This window comes from Winogradskyella ludwigii (assembly GCF_013403985.1).
Classification (GTDB): Bacteria; Bacteroidota; Bacteroidia; order Flavobacteriales; family Flavobacteriaceae; genus Winogradskyella; species Winogradskyella ludwigii.
The window spans coordinates 106,808-129,015 of record NZ_JABFDF010000007.1; the positions used below are offsets into that span (position 1 = coordinate 106,808).

17 protein-coding genes are annotated in these 22,208 nt (G+C 32.6%); 4 read left to right on the forward strand and 13 right to left on the reverse strand.

Annotated features, from left to right (window positions below):
• From cobA to HM981_RS15730, 4 genes are all read right to left on the reverse strand, one after another.
• Positions 1-780: a uroporphyrinogen-III C-methyltransferase gene (gene cobA, locus HM981_RS15715; protein ID WP_179339756.1), complete on the reverse strand. Its 780-nt coding sequence runs from the start codon at positions 778-780 to the stop codon at positions 1-3.
• Positions 781-785: 5 nt separating this feature from the next.
• A complete protein-coding gene (locus tag HM981_RS15720; RefSeq protein WP_179339757.1) occupies positions 786-2,879 on the reverse strand; it encodes a HEPN domain-containing protein in 2,094 nt (697 codons plus the stop codon).
• A gap of 9 nt (positions 2,880-2,888) precedes the next feature.
• The gene (locus tag HM981_RS15725; protein WP_179339758.1) at positions 2,889-3,509 is read right to left on the reverse strand and encodes a phosphoadenosine phosphosulfate reductase domain-containing protein; all 621 of its coding nucleotides are present in this window, start codon (positions 3,507-3,509) and stop codon (positions 2,889-2,891) included.
• A gap of 111 nt (positions 3,510-3,620) precedes the next feature.
• Entirely contained in the window at positions 3,621-4,043 is a 423-nt protein-coding gene (locus HM981_RS15730) for an RrF2 family transcriptional regulator (RefSeq protein WP_179339759.1), read from the reverse strand.
• Between the two features lie 290 nt (positions 4,044-4,333).
• On the opposite strand from HM981_RS15730, the gene metK reads away from it, so the two are divergent.
• Complete coding sequence (gene metK / locus HM981_RS15735) at positions 4,334-5,623, forward strand: methionine adenosyltransferase (RefSeq protein WP_179339760.1); 1,290 nt, start codon at positions 4,334-4,336, stop codon at positions 5,621-5,623.
• Between the two features lie 98 nt (positions 5,624-5,721).
• On the opposite strand, the gene HM981_RS15740 is transcribed toward metK, so the two are convergent.
• The 3 genes from HM981_RS15740 to HM981_RS15750 all read right to left on the reverse strand — a co-directional run bounded on the left by HM981_RS15740 (position 5,722) and on the right by HM981_RS15750 (position 11,331).
• Positions 5,722-9,303, reverse strand: a complete 3,582-nt coding sequence (locus tag HM981_RS15740; protein ID WP_179339761.1) for a M1 family aminopeptidase — start codon at positions 9,301-9,303, stop codon at positions 5,722-5,724.
• A 22-nt stretch (positions 9,304-9,325) separates the two neighbouring features.
• Positions 9,326-10,210, reverse strand: a complete 885-nt coding sequence (locus HM981_RS15745; RefSeq protein ID WP_179339762.1) for an ABC transporter ATP-binding protein — start codon at positions 10,208-10,210, stop codon at positions 9,326-9,328.
• Positions 10,211-10,398: 188 nt separating this feature from the next.
• Complete coding sequence (locus HM981_RS15750) at positions 10,399-11,331, reverse strand: dihydrofolate reductase (protein ID WP_179339763.1); 933 nt, start codon at positions 11,329-11,331, stop codon at positions 10,399-10,401.
• 300 nt (positions 11,332-11,631) lie between these two features.
• Here HM981_RS15750 and HM981_RS15755 point away from each other — a divergent pair, with 300 nt between their 5' ends.
• Positions 11,632-11,928 (forward strand): isoamylase early set domain-containing protein, encoded by a 297-nt coding sequence (locus HM981_RS15755; RefSeq protein WP_179339764.1) that lies wholly within the window; start codon positions 11,632-11,634, stop codon positions 11,926-11,928.
• 63 nt (positions 11,929-11,991) lie between these two features.
• On the opposite strand, the gene HM981_RS15760 is transcribed toward HM981_RS15755, so the two are convergent.
• From HM981_RS15760 to HM981_RS15785, 6 genes are all read right to left on the reverse strand, one after another.
• Complete coding sequence (locus tag HM981_RS15760) at positions 11,992-12,828, reverse strand: hypothetical protein (protein ID WP_179339765.1); 837 nt, start codon at positions 12,826-12,828, stop codon at positions 11,992-11,994.
• A 9-nt stretch (positions 12,829-12,837) separates the two neighbouring features.
• Positions 12,838-13,662, reverse strand: coding sequence for a thymidylate synthase (locus tag HM981_RS15765; protein WP_179339766.1), 825 nt, complete (start codon positions 13,660-13,662; stop codon positions 12,838-12,840).
• A gap of 194 nt (positions 13,663-13,856) precedes the next feature.
• A complete protein-coding gene (locus tag HM981_RS15770) occupies positions 13,857-15,572 on the reverse strand; it encodes a NupC/NupG family nucleoside CNT transporter (protein WP_179339767.1) in 1,716 nt (571 codons plus the stop codon).
• A gap of 16 nt (positions 15,573-15,588) precedes the next feature.
• The gene (locus tag HM981_RS15775) at positions 15,589-16,206 is read right to left on the reverse strand and encodes a bifunctional nuclease family protein (RefSeq protein WP_179339768.1); all 618 of its coding nucleotides are present in this window, start codon (positions 16,204-16,206) and stop codon (positions 15,589-15,591) included.
• 187 nt (positions 16,207-16,393) lie between these two features.
• Positions 16,394-17,356, reverse strand: coding sequence for an electron transfer flavoprotein subunit alpha/FixB family protein (locus HM981_RS15780; RefSeq protein WP_179339769.1), 963 nt, complete (start codon positions 17,354-17,356; stop codon positions 16,394-16,396).
• Positions 17,357-17,457: 101 nt separating this feature from the next.
• The gene (locus HM981_RS15785; protein WP_179339770.1) at positions 17,458-18,204 is read right to left on the reverse strand and encodes an electron transfer flavoprotein subunit beta/FixA family protein; all 747 of its coding nucleotides are present in this window, start codon (positions 18,202-18,204) and stop codon (positions 17,458-17,460) included.
• Between the two features lie 316 nt (positions 18,205-18,520).
• Here HM981_RS15785 and HM981_RS15790 point away from each other — a divergent pair, with 316 nt between their 5' ends.
• Positions 18,521-19,498: a pyruvate dehydrogenase complex E1 component subunit beta gene (locus HM981_RS15790; RefSeq protein ID WP_179339771.1), complete on the forward strand. Its 978-nt coding sequence runs from the start codon at positions 18,521-18,523 to the stop codon at positions 19,496-19,498.
• An 86-nt stretch (positions 19,499-19,584) separates the two neighbouring features.
• A complete protein-coding gene (locus HM981_RS15795) occupies positions 19,585-22,095 on the forward strand; it encodes a DUF5686 and carboxypeptidase-like regulatory domain-containing protein (protein WP_179339772.1) in 2,511 nt (836 codons plus the stop codon).
• Positions 22,096-22,208 lie beyond the last annotated feature (113 nt).

Consider the following 22,208-nt stretch of genomic DNA (forward strand, 5'->3'; position numbering starts at 1 on the left):
TTAAGCACTTTTTTTTCTAGAATTCACCAAGGCTAAATCTGCTTTTGAATAAATATCGGTAAGATTCACACGTTGATTAACAACTTCACCAATAATGATTATTGCAGGATTAGAAAGTTGTTCTTGCTTAACAATAGCTTCAATATTAGATATTTTTCCAATCCCAACTTTTTCATTAGACCTGGTTCCATTTTGAATGATGGCGATAGCTGTTTCTGACTTACCTTCTTCCGTAAAAATTTGAACAATTTCTGAAAGCTTACTCATTCCCATCAATATAACAACTGTTGCTGTAGATTTTGCTGCCAAGGCAACGTCACTAGAAATTTTATGTGATTTAGTAGTACCTGTAATTACCCAAAAACTTTCAGAAGCATTTCGTTTTGTTAACGGAATCCCTTGATATGCAGGTACAGCAGCTGAAGACGAAATACCAGGAACTACTGCAACTTCAATGGCATATTCTTTAGCATATTCTAATTCTTCTGCACCACGACCAAATATAAATGGATCACCACCTTTGAGTCTTACCACGTGACCATATCTCAAGGCACGTTGCACAATTAACTCGTTAATTTGATTTTGCTGATACGCATAACAACCTTTTCGTTTCCCTACAAAGATCAATTCTGTTTTTGGAGATGCATATTCTAATAGCTCTGCATTTACAAGGGCATCATACAAAATAACATCTGCAGATTTTATAGCTTTTATAGCTTTAATCGTAATTAAATCTACATCTCCTGGACCTGCTCCGACAATGGTTAATCTTGGTGTCATAACTATTAGATATTTACTGCAACTTGCTTTTCTCTGAAGGTTCTCACACCTTTTAGAAATTGTTTTGCCGCGTTTATATAATTTTTAGCAAAGTCTTCTGTTGGCGAGAATACTTTAATTTGATAAATGATATCTGCAAATGAACTTCCTAACTCAATGTCTCCTGTTGCTACAAAAAACTCATCGAATTGAGAAATAATACTAGCATGTGTATTTGTTTTCTTGTTTTCTGCTAATAATGTTGCTTTGGCTGAATTGACCATAGATTGATAAGCATAATAAATAGCACCAGAATATACTTTGTTATCAAAAGCTTCTTGAGCATTATCTATTTTCTCATCACTTTCTAAAAATAACGTCGCAATTAAATCGATAACAACACCTGCACATTCTCCTATCCCAATCTCTTTTACATATTTATCTTCTTCTCCCCAATCAATAAAATCATCTTGAGTTAAATTGGAAACATCTTGTAAATCATTTAAGAGTTCGTAAAAATATTTTTCACCTTTTTCTTTATAGTACTCCACAAACTGCTTTCCGTTTGCATTGGCTTCAAAATCATCTAAAACTCTTCGTAACGCTTCAGGAGCTCTTTTACTTGGTACTTTTACTACTTTATCTGCAAATGCTCCATTTCCGTTTCCTAAATTCCCTCCACCTAATAACACTTGTAATGCTGGTGCCACTAATTTGTCTGGTGTTCTTACGGTCATTCCTTGAAATCCAATGTTTGCCATATTGTGTTGTCCACAGGCATTCATGCAACCACTAATCTTAATTATAAGATCTTCATTTTTTAAGTACTGAGGATATTCGGCTTTAATTACTTTTTCTAATTCTACAGAAATACCTGTACTACTTGCAATACCTAAGTTACACGTATCTGTTCCTGGACACGCTGTAATATCTACGGCTTTATTATAACCAGCTTCTACAAATCCTAATTTCTCTAATTCTTGATAGAAAAAAGGCACTAATTCTGCTTTCACAAAAGGAATTACAATATTTTGACGTAAGGTTAATCGGATTTCCCCTGCTGCATATTTATCAACTAAATCTGCTAATAAACGTGCTTTATCGGTATAAAAATCACCTAATAACACTTTAATTCCTATAGCTACAAAGCCATCCTGTTTTTGAGGAATTAGATTGGTTGATTGCCATAAATTAAATGCCACTTTATCATTTATTTCAACCTTAGGAATTTCTACTGATACAGGAACAGATGCTACGTAAGCGTCTGCATCAATTGCCACAGTTTTTAATTCAATAGCATTTTGTTCTTCTTCAATTAATATTTTAAAAGCTTCTAATCCTATATCTTTTAATAAGAATTTCATGCGTGCTTTGGCTCGACTTTTACGTTCCCCATAACGATCAAAAACTCTTAAAACACCTTCCATCACTGGAATAATTTTATCTGAAGGCAAAAATTCATATAGTATTTCTGCATGACGTGGTTGAGACCCTAAACCTCCTGCTGCCATGACTTTGAATCCTCTTACTCCATTTTCTATTTTAGCTATAAAACCCAAGTCGTGTAGATAAGATAAGCCTGTATCTTCATCTGTTGAAGAAAAAGAAACCTTGAATTTACGTCCCATTTCTTGACAAATTGGATTACGTAAAAAGAATTTATACAATGCATCTGCATATGGAGACACATCAAAAGGTTCGTTTACGTCTATACCTGCAGTTTCTGATGCTGTTACATTTCTAACCACATTACCACAAGCTTCACGTAGTGTAACATCATCGCGTTCTAATTCTGCCCAAAGTTCTGGAGTTCTATTTAGATCTACATAATGAATTTGAATATCTTGACGTGTTGTAATATGTAATCTACCTCTAGAATATTCATCTGAAACCTCAGAGATACGTCGTAATTGATTACTCATTACTTTACCATAAGGTAATTTAATACGAATCATTTGCACTCCTTGTTGGCGTTGACCATAAACACCTCGTGCTAAACGTAGACTTCTAAATTTTTCTTCGTCTAATTTTCCATTATGAAAAAGTTCAATCTTATTGGCTAATTCAATAATATCCTTTTCAACTATTGGATTTTCTATTTCTGTTCTAAAACTCTGCATATCGTCTAATTATTCAAAATGGATACCACATTCTCTATTGAGAAGTGCTTTTATTGGATCGAAGTAATAACCGTTTTTAGCTAATTGATGCTCTTCTATATAACCATCTAAATCCGCATCACTCCAATAGTAAAAGGGACTCACTTTAAGAATACCATCTTTACTATAACTTAAAATATCTTTCTCGCTTCTGTATTCTGTTTGTCTTACTCTAATATTTGTAAACCACACATCTGGATTTTGCTCTTTTAAGGCACGTCTAAAAGGTTCTAATTTTACGGCTTCTGAAAAAATAGCATGATTATCATCCTCCAAACTTGGCAAACCTATTGTAGAATCAATTTCTTCTTTAGTATATAAACTCTGATATTTAAAAATATTAAGTTTATATTTTTCTATTAAACTAGACGCATGAGCATAAGTTGTAGGCTGATTGTATAAGGTATCGCACCACACTACTTTTATATTATGATCTAGTTTAGACATTGTACTTAATAACACCGAAGAGTATATTCCAAAACTGGTGGTTACAATTTTATTGTCTGATAAACCTAAAGCCCATTCTGCAATTTCATTAGGAGTTTTATCTCTCAGTTTTTTATTCCAAACGTCTATATCTATATCAATCATGTGCCTAATTTTATTAATCCTATTACCCTATAGATTTAATAGGATAATACAAACATAGAAATTTTATTTGAATCAACTTCATAAAATTTTCAAAAAATTAAGTCGTAAACTTTAAGAATCTGCTAATTCAGACAAATCTGCTAATGTTGTGTTTCTAAATATCTCTAAGGTATTATCTCTAACTTTTAGCATGAGTTTATTAACTGCACAAATGTTCTCATCTGGGCAATCGGCACATTTTTCGTAGAAATTTAAACTCACACAAGGCACCATTGCTATTGGACCTTCTAACAATCTCATAACGGTTGTCATCGGAATTTCTTTGGGATCTTTAAGTAAATAGTATCCTCCACCTTTACCTTTTTTAGAACCTAACATTCCATTTTTTCTTAAAGTCAGTAGTATACTTTCCAGAAATTTTTGAGAAATATTCTCTGATTTTGAAATTGTAGAAATTTGAACAGGTTCACGATCGTTCTGTCTTGCCAAGTGCACCAAGGCTTTAATTCCGTATTTTGTTTTCTTTGAAAGCATATTGTAAATCTATTACTTTTTTATAAATTTTGAATGCTAAATCGTATTTCAGAATATTACAAAACCAAATAAATTCATAAAAAAAGCGAATTAAAATTTCGTTCCATATAATTTTTCTACTTTTGTACCATCAAAAATTGAGAGGAAAAATTTGATCTGATTGCAACCTCTGACGCCGAATTTAATTCAGCCGAAACAAAAAATGCTAAAGCAGTAAGTTTACTACTTCTCTAGCGACCAAGCAATCCTAAATTTTTCCGTTGATTTAATATAACCTAAACATAGGACTTATGCCATATTTATTTACTTCAGAAAGTGTTTCTGAAGGACACCCAGACAAAGTAGCAGACCAAATTAGTGATGCTTTAATTGATAACTTTTTAGCTTTTGATCCAGAATCTAAAGTAGCATGCGAAACTTTAGTAACCACAGGACAAGTTATTCTTGCTGGTGAGGTAAACTCTAACACCTATTTAGACGTACAAAAAATTGCAAGAGATACTATAAACAGAATAGGCTACACAAAAAGTGCGTATATGTTTGATGGTAATTCTTGTGGAGTTTTATCTGCCATACACGAGCAATCTGAAGAGATTAACCGTGGTGTAGATAGAGCTACAAAAGAAGAGCAAGGTGCAGGTGACCAAGGTATGATGTTTGGTTATGCAACTAACGAAACTGAAAACTTTATGCCTTTAGCTTTAGACTTATCGCATAGAATTTTAAGAGAATTAGCAGAATTACGTCGCGAAAATAAAGACATAACGTATTTAAGACCAGATTCTAAAAGTCAGGTAACTATAGAATATAGTGATGATAACACACCACAACGTATAGATTCTATCGTAGTATCTACACAGCATGATGATTTTGTATCACCTAAATCACAATCTCAAGCTGATGTTGCAGCTGCAGATGATGAAATGTTAGCTAAAATCAGAAAAGAGATTGTTGAAATATTAATACCAAGAGTTATTGCTAAGCTGCCAGAACATATTCAGGACTTATTTAATGACGATATTACATACCACATTAATCCAACAGGTAAATTTGTGATTGGTGGACCTCATGGAGATACAGGATTAACTGGTCGTAAGATTATTGTTGATACGTATGGTGGAAAAGGAGCACATGGTGGTGGAGCATTTTCTGGAAAAGATCCAAGTAAAGTAGATAGAAGTGCGGCTTACGCAACAAGACATATTGCTAAGAATTTAGTAGCTGCAGGTTTATGTGACCAAATTTTAGTGCAAGTATCTTATGCTATTGGTGTTGCAGAACCAATGGGAATTTTCATTGATACTTATGGCACTTGTCATTTTAATTTAACCGATGGTGAGATTGCTAAAACAGTTGAAAAACTATTTGATATGCGACCAGCTTTTATTGAAGAGCGTTTAAAACTACGTCAACCAATATATAGTGAAACGGCAGCATATGGACACATGGGAAGAAAAAATGAAACGGTTACTAAAACATTTCAGCAACCTAATGGTGAACCTGTAACCTTAGATGTAGAATTGTTTACTTGGGAAAAGTTGGATTATGTTGACAAAGTAAAAGAAGCATTTGAGATTTAATTTTGAAATAGTTTAGATCTTAGATCATTATAACATATAAAAAACACCCTAACTTAAAATTAAGTTAGGGTGTTTTCATTTTAGCTAGTAAACCTTATTTACTCTTCTAAACTTATGCCTTTAATATTATCCTTATAAACACGATCTATTAAAATATGTCTTGGATCAATGGCAGCTTTGGCTGGCAACGAATCTAATTGCATTATAATCGTCGATTTTTCTTTATTAAACTTCATACGTTTTTGACTGTAAAGTTGCTCCTCTGCATCATCCATAAAGAATCCTACATCTATCCAATCGTTTATTGAAGTCTGAGTTTCGTTTCCTAAACTATCCGATTTTATTTTAGAACTCTCAATCTCTAAAGTAACTTCATACTTACCGTTATCCAGCACTTTGTAGTTGGCTTCTTTTAAACGATTATCGTACAACGTAATTTCCTTAAACCAATCTGTAATAACATAATTTAAAGAATCTGGAACTTGCGGCTCTAAATGTCTTAAAAAATCTAAAGAAGTTGGATACGGTGGTTTTTTATAGCGGTATTCTTCTAAAAAGTTTTTCATTGCCAAATTCACTTTATCTTCTCCAATATAATCTTGAAGAGCATACAAAATCACACTCCCTTTTCCGTAATGGATATAGCCTTGGTTTTCTACTTTATATAGCGGTAATTCTTTTTCACGTTCTCCACTACGCCCTCTTAAATAACGATCGTGATTGTATTTCAAAAACTCACGCATCTTCATTGGGTTCTCTGTAATACCTTTTAAAGTCATTAACGATGCATATTCAGAAAAACTTTCACTCATCATTGTACCACCTTGCATATTTGCTCCAATAACTTGATGTGCCCACCATTGGTGTGCCATTTCGTGAGCAATAACTGCATCTACAACGTTATTCCCTGTTTCATCTTCTAAATTTATAATGAAACCAATAGCTTCAGAATACGGCATGGTTCCTGGAAATGCCTGAGCAAAAGATGCATATCGAGGAAACTCTATAATACGACATTGTTTATGGAAATACGGCCCAAAATTCTCGGTATAATAGACCAATGAACGCTCTACAGCATCTAACATCATGTCTACATTTTCAGGATGCTTTTCATCATAATACACTTCAATATCCACGTCGTTCCACTTGCGTTTTTTAACTTCATAATCCGCAGACATAAACGAATAGAAATTTAAAGACGGTGTGTCTGTTTTATAATGATAATAGTCTCTTCCGTTCTCTTCCCATTTTTTAATTAGCGAACCTGGTGCAATCGCCGTTTGTTCTTTAATGGTTGATATTACAGTTTCTACATTAATAAAATCTGATTGACCATTATTGATATAATTACGGTTATGTAATTCACTTAATTCAGAGGTTAATTCTGGAGTTCGCTTTTTAGGCTCTAAGCCATACTTTTTACGTGTATTTTGATCGCTAATTTCATAGCTTTCATTATAACCCATAGTTGGTAAAATATCTCCATTATTAATAAAGGTTCCATTTTTTACTATCATGGTGGATCCTCCTCCATTTTCAAACCCTTTAGTGATATATTTATTTTCGAGTTTCAATATTAGCTTTTCTCCTGGTTGCAGCGGAGGTGTCAGTTTGTAAATAGTATACAAATACGTAGTATCTTTATAAACTGGCTTTGCGTTTGGAATATTCAATGTAGTATCCCAACCTTCACCATTAAAGAAGTGTAACGAGTCAATAGCTTGGTTAGACTCATTGGTTAATTCTATATCCGCTTTTACGTGGATATCTCTTTTATTAGGAAAGATGTCTATAAAATATTTAGCATCTGTAACTTTAGGATGCACAGCATCTTCATACTTTTTATACTTCTTTTCAAAATCTACCATTAATTGTTCTGTGGTATCACTAGAACGATATGGATTTAATACTTGAGTATTATAATAGACAAAACCAGCAACACCAAGCCAAACTACAAATGTTAAGGCTATGAAACCTCTATAACTCTTTGGTACTTCTTTATTTGCCGTTTTAAAACGACTCCATAATGAACTATTAGAACCTCTATTCCATAATGCTCCTGCGATTAACAAACTTAGTACAGAAATTAACATCCAATACAAATTAAACCACAACGTACTTTTTAGTCCAGATCCAAAGCCATTCATATCTGAATAGAATACAGAACCTCCGCCTCCTATATTTAACATATTTGTAGACACATCTAAAATACTAAGAACTATTTCCCATACTAAAAGCACTAATATTGAAATGAAATACCCAATATATTTGTTGCTAGAAAGCACTTGTATCATAATCATAATACCAGCAAAAACGATATATAGTGCTAAATTTGAATAAAATAAATCTAACAAATAAACATCTAATTCTATACGCGTAAATCCGTTTAGTAATTGATAGATAATACCTATTAAAATAAAGAATAAATTTAGGATGGTGGTAATACAAATTAATGATAAGGCTTTTGCAGCCATAGAAACAAATGAAGTGTGCGCAGTGGCATCTACAACTTCATTAATTTTAGAATCTCTATCGCGCCAAATCAATTCTCCACTAAAAAAGATAAGAATTATAATCGTAAAAATATTTGTACTACCTTTTATAGAGTCTATAAGCTTGTATGTTAATGGATACGATTGAAGTCCAAAATATTCAAATCCACCACTAAGGTCTGCGACCAAAATAATAACACAAAAAAGGAACAATATTTTGAATGTAACACTCTTGGTAATACTCAGAAAATTAGTGTAAAAAAAACTTTTAAACTGAATCCAAGTCGTTGAAGTATTATATGTTGGATTTAATTTGGGAAGTTTAAATACAGTATCAGTATTTGTAATCTTCACCTTTTCTTTCTTTACTTTTTTATTCTTCTTCTTAAATGAAAAATTAAAATAAGAGAGCATTAAAATGAGAATGCCAATTCCTGTCCAAATCAAACGATTCCAAAATAAAATACCTGAAAAGCCTGGACTTATAGTATTCTTTTCTGCTGGTGTAAAATATTTAGTTTCTATTGCATACGTGTTAATTCCGAAGATATCCGATAAACCAGCAATGGTTTCGTTATCTACGTCAGACATTAACGAACCTGAAACAATGTAAGCCACAATAATCACTAAGCCACCAACAAAAGATATAACCGTACTTTTCCATTTGTTAGCCATGGCAAAAATTACTGAGCCAGCCAAAAACATATTTGGAAGTATAAATAATACATAATTATTGATAAAGGTTTCAAGGTAGAAATCACCAAAGCGGGATGTATCCATCCATCCAAAAATAGAATTCATATACGTACCCAAAAGCATTCCAATAAAAACACCAAGTAATGGTAATGTAGAAACCAAAAGTGCTCCAAAAAAGCGACCAAAAAAGTAGCCAGGTTTACTTAAGGGTGTTGTAAATAATATTTCATTAAACTCATTATTGTGATCTCTTAAAGCCGCATTATTAAAAAAAGCAACAGCCATAAGTAAACTAAAAACACAAAAAATAGTAATATGAATGGTAATGGTATATGGAGAGTTACGATACACGTTACCTATAGCTCCACCAACTTGAACATTATCGCTAACTGTCGCGAAAAATTCCATTAATGCCAATATGAAGATAAAAATATACACCATTGGTTGTTTGAGGGTATATTTTAATTCTGATAAAAAGAATGTTTTAAACATGATTGAAAATGGTTAGGAAGGATTAAACTAATACGTTTGATGTGTTGATTCTTGAAAAGAATACATCTTCTAAATCTGGAGCAACTTGCTCAAATCCGTTCTGAGGATGTTCTTCACTAAACACATGAATCAATGGTTGTCCTCCTACCATTTTATTTGAAATTACTTTATAATCGTTAGCATAATTTTGAAGTTGTTCTCTACTCACTATCTTTTGAAAAACTTTACCATTAAGATCTTCAATTGCAGATTGAGGCGAACCATGATAGACAATTTCACCTAAATTCATAATTGCCATTTTGGTACAAAGTTCTCTTACATCTTCGACAATATGTGTGGAAAGAATCACAATAACCTCTTTACCAACATCTGCCAATAAATTATAGAACCGATTCCGTTCTCCTGGATCTAAACCGGCTGTTGGTTCATCTACAATTATAAGTTTCGGGTTTCCAATTAAGGCTTGAGCGATACCAACACGCTGTTTCATTCCACCAGAAAAACCTTTTATAGATTTGTTACGCTTTTCATAAAGGTTTACTTTGTCTAATAAATAATTTACTAACTCCTTACGTTCTTTAGAGTTTGTAATTCCTTTTAATATGGCTAAGTGCGTTAACAGTTGTTCTGCAGTAATACGAGGATACACTCCAAACTCTTGCGGCAAATAGCCTAATACTTTACGAAGTTCCGCTGGATCATTTAAAATATCAATATCATCTAATGTAGCTGTTCCAGAATCTGCATCTTGTAGTGTTGATAAGGTTCGCATTAAAGACGATTTCCCAGCTCCATTGGGACCTAAAAGTCCGAACATCCCATTTTCTAATTCTAGACTTACATTATCTAAAGCTTTTACACCATTAGGATAGGTTTTTGATAAATTATTGATTTTTAGCGTACTCATGTGTAAGTGATTTTTTGATTGATTAATTTAATATATGACGACCATAATTGATAAGCGTTACAAAAACTGCAACAATTTATAGCATAACAAGTTATGCCTTTATAATTAAAGACGCAAAAATCAGGCAAATGGTTGCCTGCTCAATTTAATAATTGAGGTTTAGGAAATACTGAAAAAAGTGTAGTCTATTACTTTCTTATATAAGTAATAAATGAAAACGCAAAGGCATGTTTCTCATCAGCATCATGAGTTGTTCTGCTTACTTCTTGCCATTTCGTTTCATCTATTTCCGGAAAGAATGTATCAGCATTTTCGAAATCTGCATGAACACGAGTTATTTCAAGCTTATCCACTAAAGACATGGCTTGCTTATAGATTTCGCCACCACCAATTATATACGGAGTCTTATCATGCCTTGCAGCATCTATGGCATCATTAAGAGAATTTACAATAATCACACCTTCAGGTACTTTATAATCCTTTTGTCTTGTAATTACAATGTGAGTTCTATTGGGTAACGGTTTGGGGAAACTTTCAAATGTTTTACGTCCCATAATAATATGATGACCATTGGTTAACGATTTAAAATGTTTTAAGTCATCACTTAAATGCCAAATTAAATCATTGTCCTTGCCAATAGCATTGTTTTCTCCTGCGGCAACAATAATAGTTAACTCAGAAGTCTTTTTTTTTTCAACTGCAACAACATCTTCTCTTGTTTCAGTGTAAGCTTGCGTTTGTGCTATTTTAGATTCTTCTTTCACAAACTTCTCTTTAAGTTTATCTATTCTATCTTGTTGTTTATTTACTAATTTATCTAGCTGTTGTTTCTCCCAATCTTTACCCATAAATTTATTAGTAATAAAGACAGTGATAAAATGGTATATTAAAACAAGTAACCACAGTAAAACGATATAAAACCACCAGCCTTGACCAGCTATTATATAAGTTTCGCCTATTCCTAAAAAGTTATTTGCAACAATAAAAAAGACTGAACAAATTAAAAAGATAACGAAATGAATATACAAACGCTTCTTTTGCTTAATGCGTTTTTGAGCATTTTCAATGAGCTCTAACTGCTCTTTATCTATAGATGAAACTTGTTTTTTTTTACCAAACATAATTGTAAATTAATAAGATAAAGATACTTGTTTTTCGCTAAACCATTTGGAAGATTCTTATGGTTTTAACTTTTTTTGATTCCGAAAACGATATAACTGAAAATCAATACAATATAAATAAATTTCTATATTATTAATCTTATAAAATTTGTATCTATATTTTACGTAGTCTAACATTAATTAAAGACTATTCTAATAAATCGATAAATCTTTAGTTTTTAGATAATTAATAACTCTCAAATATTGGATTCTTTTATACTTTTGCTGTATAATTAATTCATTTATTTAAATATATTTATTATGGCCATCAAAAAACAGTATTTAAAGACTAAGCCAGTTTGTAAAGTAACATTTTCTGTTCCTGCAAAAGAGGCAAAAAGTGTAGCGGTTGTTGGAAGCTTTAACGAGTGGAATACTGAAGCTACTGAATTGAAAAAACAAAAAAATGGTACTTTTAAAGGTACATTAGATCTAGCAAAGGATGCATCATACGAGTTTAGATATCTTATAGATGGTGCTTACGTTAATGATGAGCAAGCAGATGCTTTTGCTTATAACGATTTTGCATCGGCAGAAAACTGTGTTATAAACTTATAGAATTTCTCTATATAACAACAATTTACTAAAAGTATTCCAAGAAATTGGGATGCTTTTTTTATTTTAGCCTAACAATCTAACCTCTATTAATGCACCAAAGCGTGTTTCAACAGGTTCCTCATTACTTGTTCCTGGCGCTTTAAATTTTGGCATTCTTTTTATAAGCTGAATAACATCAGTAGCCACAGCTTTATGATGTGCCTTTACATTAATTTGTTCTGTTTTCCCTTTTTTATTAATGGTAAATTCCACGTAGAATTTTGTAGTCAACGCTGTAGGAAAGGCTTTATCTGCTAATTCATAATTAAGACTCACTTTAATGTAGTCTATAATTTTATCTGAAGTGCATTTTTTGGTCTCCTCAAAACTTAATTCTTGGTTACAACCTCTATACACAGGGTATGTTGCGTTTACTGTTTCTATATTTTTATTCCTTACAACAAATACTACAGGAATAGAAAAAGGAACTTTAACAGGTTTTCCTTTAAAATAACCAGGCGATGAGAATTTTGGTAATAATTTTAAAACACGTAACGCTTCATTTTCCAAATATTTATTTGGCCCTTCTGCTTTGCCATCAACAATATTAGCTTGCTCATCAACATTAAATGTAACTAATATTCTAGCCTTTCCGGGAGCGACTTTAGAACCTTTTGATAGTATTGTATTATAATTTTCTTTAAAAAAATCGCCTATTTTTTGATTTGCACATTCTTTTTTATCAGCGTAAGTCATCATTTTCTCACACCCTTTATATATAGGTACGTCTTCAATGATACTATAGCTTTCTGAATCTTTTGTAACTGATATAGAATCTAATTTAGATGGTTTAATAGCTTTTTCTTGTGCAGATAAGACTAAACCTCCAAAAATTATAATAAGAATAAAAAAGTGCTTCATGTTATAAATTTAAACAGCCACTTTACCTTTAATATGTGGGTGCGGATTATAATCTTCTAATGTAAAATCTTCAAATTTAAAGTTAAAAATATCTTTCACTTCTGGATTTAAAATCATTTTTGGTAGTGGTCTAATATCTCTAGACAATTGTAATTCTAACTGCTCTTTATGGTTATTATAAATATGAGCATCTCCAAAGGTGTGAATAAAATCACCCGCTTCATAGCCACAGACTTGCGCCATCATCATGGTAAATAATGCATAAGATGCAATATTAAAAGGTACACCTAAGAATGTATCTGCACTACGCTGGTAAAGCTGACAAGATAATTTACCATCTGCAACATAAAACTGAAAAAAGGCATGACACGGAGGCAATGCTGCTTTTCCATTGGCTACATTCTCTGAAAATGATTTTGAAGTATCTGGTAATACTGAAGGATTCCAAGCAGAAACCAACATTCTTCTACTATTGGGATTATTCTTTAAAGTTTCAATAACTTCTTTAATCTGGTCAATATCTTCGCTTGCCCAGTTTCTCCATTGATGACCATAAACTGGTCCAAGGTCACCGTTTTCATCGGCCCAATCATTCCAGATTTTTACTCCGTTTTCAGTAAGGTAATCAATATTAGTATCTCCTTTTAAAAACCAAAGTAATTCATAAATAATAGACTTTAAATGCAATTTCTTGGTGGTAACCATTGGAAAGCCTTCACTTAAGTCGAAACGCATTTGATAACCAAAAACACTTTTTGTTCCTGTACCTGTACGATCTCCTTTTTCGTTTCCTTCTGCTAAAATATGTTTTACTAAGTCGTGATATTGTTTCATACTTACGTCCTACAAAAGTAGGAATCTCATTAAATTAAACTAAATTTTTGATACCAAATTACACTATAACAACTCTGAGCATCACTGTAGCGAAAATAAATAAAAAAAGCATCAAAATTTAATATTTGATGCTTCACTATAATAAATACGTTCTTATCTATATTTTATAAGATTCTTGCTTTCGCAAGAATTTGTTACCCAATAATCATTCCTGCAATTGTAGCAGAAATCAAAGAAGCAATGGTTCCACCAATTAAAGCTTTAATTCCAAATTTAGATAATTGTGTACGTTGTCCTGGTGCTAAAGATCCAATACCTCCAATTTGAATACCTATAGAGGCAAAGTTTGCAAAACCACATAACATGTAAGTTGCCATAATAATAGACTTCTCATAAGTAAGGTGTGTAGCATTAGCTGCATTCTTTAAATCTGCTAATTGAATATATCCTATAAATTCACTTGCTGCTAGTTTAATCCCTAACAATTGTCCCATTAAAGCCATATCTTCTGTTGCAACACCAATTAACCACATTAACGGTGCAAATAAATAACCTAAAAGAAACTCTAAAGAAAGACTCTTATATGGTGTATTCTCTTCAATAAGCGAGTTAAGAGACGTAAAATGCCAATCAACATTTAAAGCTTCAATCGTAAAGCCATCAAAACCTGCAACTGCTCCTAAAATTCCATTAATCATAGCTATAAAAGCAACGAATACAAGTAGCATAGCACCAACATTAACGGCTAGTTTTAAGCCTTCTGTTGTTCCGTTGGCAATAGCTTCTAAGATATTAGAACCAATTTTTTCCTGAGATACCGCAACATCTGTATTTACCTCTTCTGTTTGTGGGAATAATATTTTTGAAATCACAATCGCTCCAGGTGCAGCCATTACAGAAGCGGCTAATAAATGTTTAGCATAAAACAATTGTAAAGCTTCATCTTCACCTCCTAAAAAGCCAATATAAGCAGCAAGAACAGCACCTGCCACAGTTGCCATACCACCAATCATAACTAATAGAATTTCAGACTTATTCATTTTCTCCAAATACGCTTTAATAAGCAATGGAGCTTCCGTCTGACCTAAGAAAATATTACCTGCAACACTTAAACTTTCTGGACCAGAAATACCAAGTACTTTAGACAATAACCAACCCATACCTTTTACCACCTTTTGAATCAATCCTAAATAAAATAAAACTGATGTTAATGCTGAAAAGAATATGATTGTTGGTAATACTTGAAAAGCAAAAATAAACCCGAAAGAATTAATATCTAACATGCCTCCAAATAGAAATTCGCTACCCGCTTGTGTAAAGCCAAGAATAGCAATAAAGCCTTGTCCAATGACTTCAAAAACAGTCTTAACAAAATCTATTTTTAATACACCAACGGCAATAATAAGTTGAAAAAGTAAACCAACACCAACCGTTTTCCAGTTAATAGCTTTACGATTACTACTAAATAGAAAAGCAACAAAAATTAGAGTTACCATTCCTAAAATACCTCGCCATAAACTAGTAAAAGAAAAGCCTTGATTTGGTATAATTTTAGCACCAACTACCTCTGGTTCTGCTACAATTTCAACTTCTTCTTTTGACACTAAATTAAAACGCAATTCTTTACCAGAAAAAACCAATGTAGAATCTGTAAGTTCAGTAATCTTATACCTTTTTATTGAGTTTAAAGAATCGTTGTGATAGAGTACCAATAAATTATTTTGATACATGTAATCTCCTTTTAAATCTCCTATAGCATTTGAAGAAAAATTGAATTCTCCATTACTAAACTTTAAGGTTTTGTAGATACTTTCAGGAGCTGTAGACTCCCACGTTTTTTCAAGTTCCTGAGCTGTAATTGATGAAAGTCCAATAAAAATAGCCAGAAAAGCCTTGAAAAAATAATTCATAAGTAAAAAGGGTTAGTTAACGTTTAGAAATTTCGTCTCTTAGTTTGGCAGCCGTTTCATAATCTTCATTATTAACAGCCTCTTCTAAAAGTGTATTAAGCTCTTCTAATGGAGTGTTTTTATAACCTTCTTTTTCTACTGAAGCAGCTTCTATTTCTTCTACAATAAGGTCATCTACAAGAATACTATCTTGTTCTTCTTCGTCTTCCTGTTTAGGGTTTACTTTAAGATAGATACCAGCTTTGTCTAAAATATTTTTATAAGTAAAAATTGGAGCTTTAAAACGTAAGGCTAAAGCAATAGCATCGCTCGTTCTTGCATCAATAATTTCTTCAATCTTATCGCGTTCGCAAATTAAGCTTGAATAAAACACACCATCTACCAACTTATGAATGATAACTTGTTTTACAACAATATCAAATCTGTCGGCAAAATTTTTAAATAAATCATGGGTAAGTGGACGTGGAGGACGAATTTCCTTTTCTAAAGCAATAGCAATAGATTGCGCCTCAAAAGCACCAATAACAATTGGTAGTTTTCGGTCTCCATCTACTTCATTAAGTATTAAAGCGTAGGCACCATTTTGGGTTTGACTATATGAAATGCCTTTGATATTTAAACGAACTAAACTCATAATTTATAAAACACAAAGAACTGTTTAAATTTGGACTTTACCAACTGCAATGTGCAGATTTGGTTAATTCTCTTTTACTTTCGATAAAACGCAAGCAAAAAAAGAACTTCTAAATTTAAACAGTCCTTAATTAATACCTCATCGATTTTAATGATGATTTAGTATTGAAGACTACAAGGTAATAAAATTATGCGTTTGCAGCTTTAAAAGCTTTTAATTTTTCAATTAATTTTGGAACAACTTCGAAAGCATCACCAACAACACCGTAATCTGCAGCCTTAAAGAAAGGAGCTTCTGGGTCTGTATTGATCACCACTTTTACTTTTGAAGAATTAATACCAGCTAAATGCTGTATTGCTCCAGAGATTCCAATTGCAATGTATAAATTTGAAGCTACAGGTTTTCCTGTTTGGCCAACGTGCTCACCATGTGGTCTCCAGCCTAAATCTGATACTGGTTTAGAACATGCTGTTGCTGCTCCCAAAACTTCTGCAAGTTCTTCAATCATTCCCCAATTTTCAGGACCTTTTAAACCTCTTCCTCCTGAAACAACGATTTCTGCATCTGCAATACTTACTTTATCTGTTGCTTTATCTACAGATTCTACCTTAACTCCAGATTCTGGAATTGAAGGAGAAAAGTCTTCGACAGAAGCACTTCCACCTGACTCTACTAATCCGAATGAATTGTTAGATAAACCAACAATTTTCACGTCTGTAGTTATTTCTGTATTGGCAAAAGCTTTGTTTGTAAATGCAGAGCGTTTTACTGTAAATGGTGACACGTTAGATGGAGCCGCAACAACATTAGAAACATAACCTGCTTCTAAGCCTACAGCTAACAATGGTGCCAAATATTTACTATTTGCACTAGCGCTAACGACAACTACTTTTGAACTTTCTTTTTTTGCGGCATCCTCAAGGATTGCTGCATATTTTTTTGCATTAAATGCATCTAATGAATCGTCTTTTACTAAAAGTACTTTTGATGCACCATAGTTTCCAAGCGCCTCAGTATCATTTGCATTAACAGCAACAGCAGTTACTGTAGTTCCCATTTGGTCTGCTATAGCTTTTGCATAAGACACCACTTCTAATGCTGCCTTTTTAAATTTTCCGTTTTCGGATTCTGTATATACTAGAATTGACATAATTTTTTGTTTTGGCATCCTGAACTAGTTTCAGGATCTTGTTAATATTATCTATAACATCATGAGATTCCGAAACAAGTTCGGAATGATTTAATTAAAAATTAAATCACTTTAGCTTCATTATGAAGTAAACTTACTAATTCGTCTATATTATCTGCATCTACTAATTTTACCGCACCTTTAGGAGCTGGTTTCTCAAAGCTTACCGCCTTAGTTTCTTCACTTGCATCTGTAGGTTCAACAACGTTTAAAGGTTTTTTACGTGCCATCATAATCCCTCTCATATTTGGAATACGTAGATCGCTTTCTTCAACCAATCCTTTTTGACCTCCAATAACTAAAGGTAATGCTGTACTTACAGTTTCTTTACCTCCATCGATTTCTCTAACCGCTTTTACACTGGTACCATCAACTTCTAAACTTATGCAATTGGCAACAAAGTTAGCACCAATCATACTTGCCAACATTCCTGGAACCATGGCACCATTATAATCAATAGATTCTCTTCCTGCAATTACCAAATCGTAACCACCATCTGTAAACACTTTTGCTAATTGTTTTGCTACAGCATAACCATCAGTTGCTGGTGTATTAACTCTAATTGCAGAGTCTGCACCTATTGCTAATGCTTTTCTTAGTGTTGGTTCTGTTTCTGCTCCACCTATGTTAACAACATCTACACTTGCTCCTTGTTTTTCTTTAAACCACATAGCGCGTGTTAGACCAAATTCGTCATTAGGATTAATAACATATTGAACACCGTTAGTATCAAACTTTGTATCTCCTTCGGTAAAATTAATTTTCGATGTTGTATCAGGTACATGACTAATACATACTAATATCTTCATATAAAAATGATTTAATTAAATGTCTCTTTCTTGTGTACGAAGATAAATATATATTTTTTAATTTTGCTATGCACGCATAGTATTTTTTTTCAAAAAGACAATTTAATACCGTTTTACTGTTAATTTTTCAAAAATTTAAAGATTTTCTGCTGATTCTATCACAATTGGCCTGTTGTTTAATTTAAAATATACCTTTTCAAAAATTTATAAAACAAAAAAAGATTAACCTTCTAAATATTTTCGTTTTTCGCAGTACATTTAATGTCGATATATAGTATAGAATTATTATTTTTGCTAATCGATTAAAAACAAAACAATGAAGACAATTCAATTTAGAGAAGCTATTTGCGAAGCCATGAGCGAAGAAATGCGCAGAGATGAAAGTGTTTATCTTATGGGTGAAGAAGTAGCAGAATATAATGGTGCATACAAAGCATCAAAAGGTATGTTAGATGAATTTGGCGCAAAACGCGTTATTGACACACCTATTGCAGAACTTGGTTTTGCAGGTATTGCTATTGGATCTACAATGACTGGTTGCCGTCCAATTGTAGAATACATGACATTTAACTTTTCTTTGGTTGGTATTGACCAAATTATAAATAATGCAGCTAAGATTAGACAAATGTCTGGTGGACAATTTAAATGTCCTATAGTATTTAGAGGTCCAACAGGTTCTGCTGGTCAGTTAGGTGCAACGCATTCTCAAGCTTTTGAAAACTGGTTTGCTAACACTCCAGGCTTAAAAGTTGTTATTCCTTCTAACCCTTATGATGCAAAAGGGTTATTAAAAGCTGCCATTAGAGATGACGATCCTGTTATTTTTATGGAAAGTGAGCAAATGTATGGAGACAAAGGAGAGATTCCTGAAGGAGAATACACAGTGCCAATAGGCGTTGCAGAAATTAAGCGTGAAGGAACAGATGTTACTATCGTTTCTTTTGGTAAAATTATAAAGGAAGCTTACATTGCTGCAGACGAATTAGCAAAAGAAGGTATTTCTTGCGAAATCATTGATTTACGTACTGTACGTCCAATGGATAGAGATGCAATTTTGAAATCTGTAAAGAAAACAAATCGCCTTGTTGTTTTAGAAGAAGCATGGCCTTTTGGAAATGTTGCTACTGAAATTACATATTTAGTGCAATCTGAAGCTTTTGATTATTTAGATGCACCAGTAATAAAAATAAACACAGCAGATACACCTGCACCTTATTCACCTGTTTTATTAGCAGAATGGTTACCTAATAGTGACGATGTTCTTAAAGCAGTAAGAAAAGTAATGTATAAATAAATTGCAGATATCTGCATTTAATAAACTTCATTTGCAACCCTCAAACACTAGTTTAGCATGGTTGTTGATGAAGTTTATTTTTTAATATGAAACTAAAACTTCTCATCCCATTTCTAGTTCTTGGATTTATGTCTGCCGTTGCGCAGACAAAAGTTAGCGGATATGTATTTGATGAATACAACGTACCAATCCCGTTTGCCAATGTTTTATTTAAAGGCTCTACAGAAGGAACCATTTCAAATGAAGACGGTAAATTTTATTTAGAATCAGAGAATAATTGGGACAACTTAATTGTGTCATTTATTGGTTTCGAAATATTAGAAATACCACTTACCAAACGTGTTAATTACGATTTAAAATTCATTCTTAAAGAGGAAGCATCATCACTAGATGAAGTACTTATTGTTACAGGGAAGCAATCTAAAAAGGCTTCTGAAAATCCAGCCATAAGAATTCTACAAAAAATCTGGGAACGTAAACGTCAAAATGGTTTAAGCCAGTTTAAACAATATGAATACGACCAATACGAAAAAGTAGAATTTGACCTCAACACCATTGACAGCACCTTAATTAAGAGTAAACTTTTTAAGGGTATGGAATTTGTTTTTAACGAAGTTGATACGTCTAACGTTACAGGGAAAACCTACTTACCTATCTTCTTAAATGAATCTGTAAAGAAAATTTCAGGAGATAACATTCTTAATAAAGAACACGAAGATTTAAAAGGGAATAAAAACTCTGGTTTTAGTAATAATCAAATCATAATAGATTTTATAGACGATTTATATTCTGAATACAATATCTACGATAATTACTTAAAATTCTTTGATAAAAGTTTTGTTAGCCCGTTGAGTAGAACAGGTGTTCAAACGTATAATTATGTATTATCCGATAGTGCTTTTATAGATAACAAATGGTGTTATAACATTATCTACTATCCTAGACGTAAAAACGAACTGACTTTTAAAGGAGATTTTTGGGTTAACGATTCTACTTACGCTATAAAAGAAATAAACCTTCAAGCATCTAAAAGCGCCAATATAAACTGGGTTAAGGAAATCTATATAGAACAAGAGTTTGAAGTTCTCAACGATTCTCTTTTCCTTATAAAACGTGATTATTTTCTTTCAGATTTCGCCGTAAATAAGAAAGAACAATCACGAGGTGTTTATGGAAAGCGAACAACGATTTATGATAATTATAAATTTAACGAAATCAAAGATCCTAAATTCTATGATAAGGTTGTTTATAATTATGACGAAGACATCTATAATAGAGAAGATGATTTTTGGCAAACCAACAGATTAGAAGCCTTAAATAAAGATGAAAAAGGCGTCTATAAAATGTTGGATACCTTAAAGACCGTTAAGAAATTTAAACGTTTATATAATCTAGGTAGTATTCTAGCGTCTGGTTACGTAGAGTTTCCAGCGGCAAATTTAGATTACGGTCCTATATTTTCAACATTTGGTTATAATGAAGTTGAAGGAGTACGATTACGAGCAGGTGGACGAACCTACTTTGGACCAAATGATTTGTGGAGAATTGAAGGCTTTTTGGCCTATGGCTTTAAAGATGATAAATTTAAATATGGTATTTCTGGAAAGTGGTTGTTAGACAAGCGCAGCAGATTCACTGTTTTTGGCGGCAATAGACGCGATGTAGAGCAAATTGGAGCTAGTTTAACGAGTTCTTCAGATGTATTAGGTCGTAGTTTAGCATCTTCAGCTGTCATTGGTACAGGTACAAATGATAAGCTTTCAAATATTAATTTAACTAACCTTGGTGTTTCTATTGAACCATTCCGTAATCTTGAGATTCGTGTAGATGGAAGTTATAGAACGCTCAGCTCTGCATCACCAACATTTAGCTTAGACTACGATGATCCTGAGTCGATTACAGGAGTATCTTCAGAAGTCAGTCAGTTTGAAACCCGATTATCGTTAGGTTACTTTCCAAAACGTCAAATGACAGGTTTTGGAGTAGAACGAAAAAATAAGAATGATAATTTTGCTCGATTATTTGCACAAGTAAGTCGCGGAGATCGCGATTGGTTTGATAGTGATTTTGACTACACTAAATTACAGTTTTCATATATACAGCCATGGCAAGTTGGTGGTTTTGGGAGATTAACCACATCTATAGAATTAGGTAAAACATTTGGAGACGTACCTCTTGGATTACTTAGTATTGTTCCTGGTAACCAATCCTATTTTTCAATATACAACACATTTACACAATTAGATTATTACGAGTTTGTTACAGATACATATAGTTCTGTGCATTTAGAACATAACTTTAATGGTCGTATATTTTCTCGTATTCCATTCTTAAAAAAATACAATCTTAGAGCTATTGTAGGCTTAAGAGGTGTTTGGGGAGAGTTATCTGAAGAAAATAGAGCACTTAATACTACTGATAATTTATTTCAGATTCCTTTAGTTGCACCAAATACACGTATGTATTATGAATACAGTTTTGGTGTTGCTAACATTTTCAAAGTATTACGATTAGACTTTAACTTCAGAGGTAATTACTTAGACCAACAAGATGCAAGACCTTTTGGTATTACAGGTAGTTTTGGCTTTTACTTCTAATCAATACCTAATCAATATTTAAGGGCCATTTAATTTTGGCAAAAACTGAGTATTACATTATATTTGTCAACACAAATCGCACAATAATAGCATTGTGTTTTCTAGAAAAATAA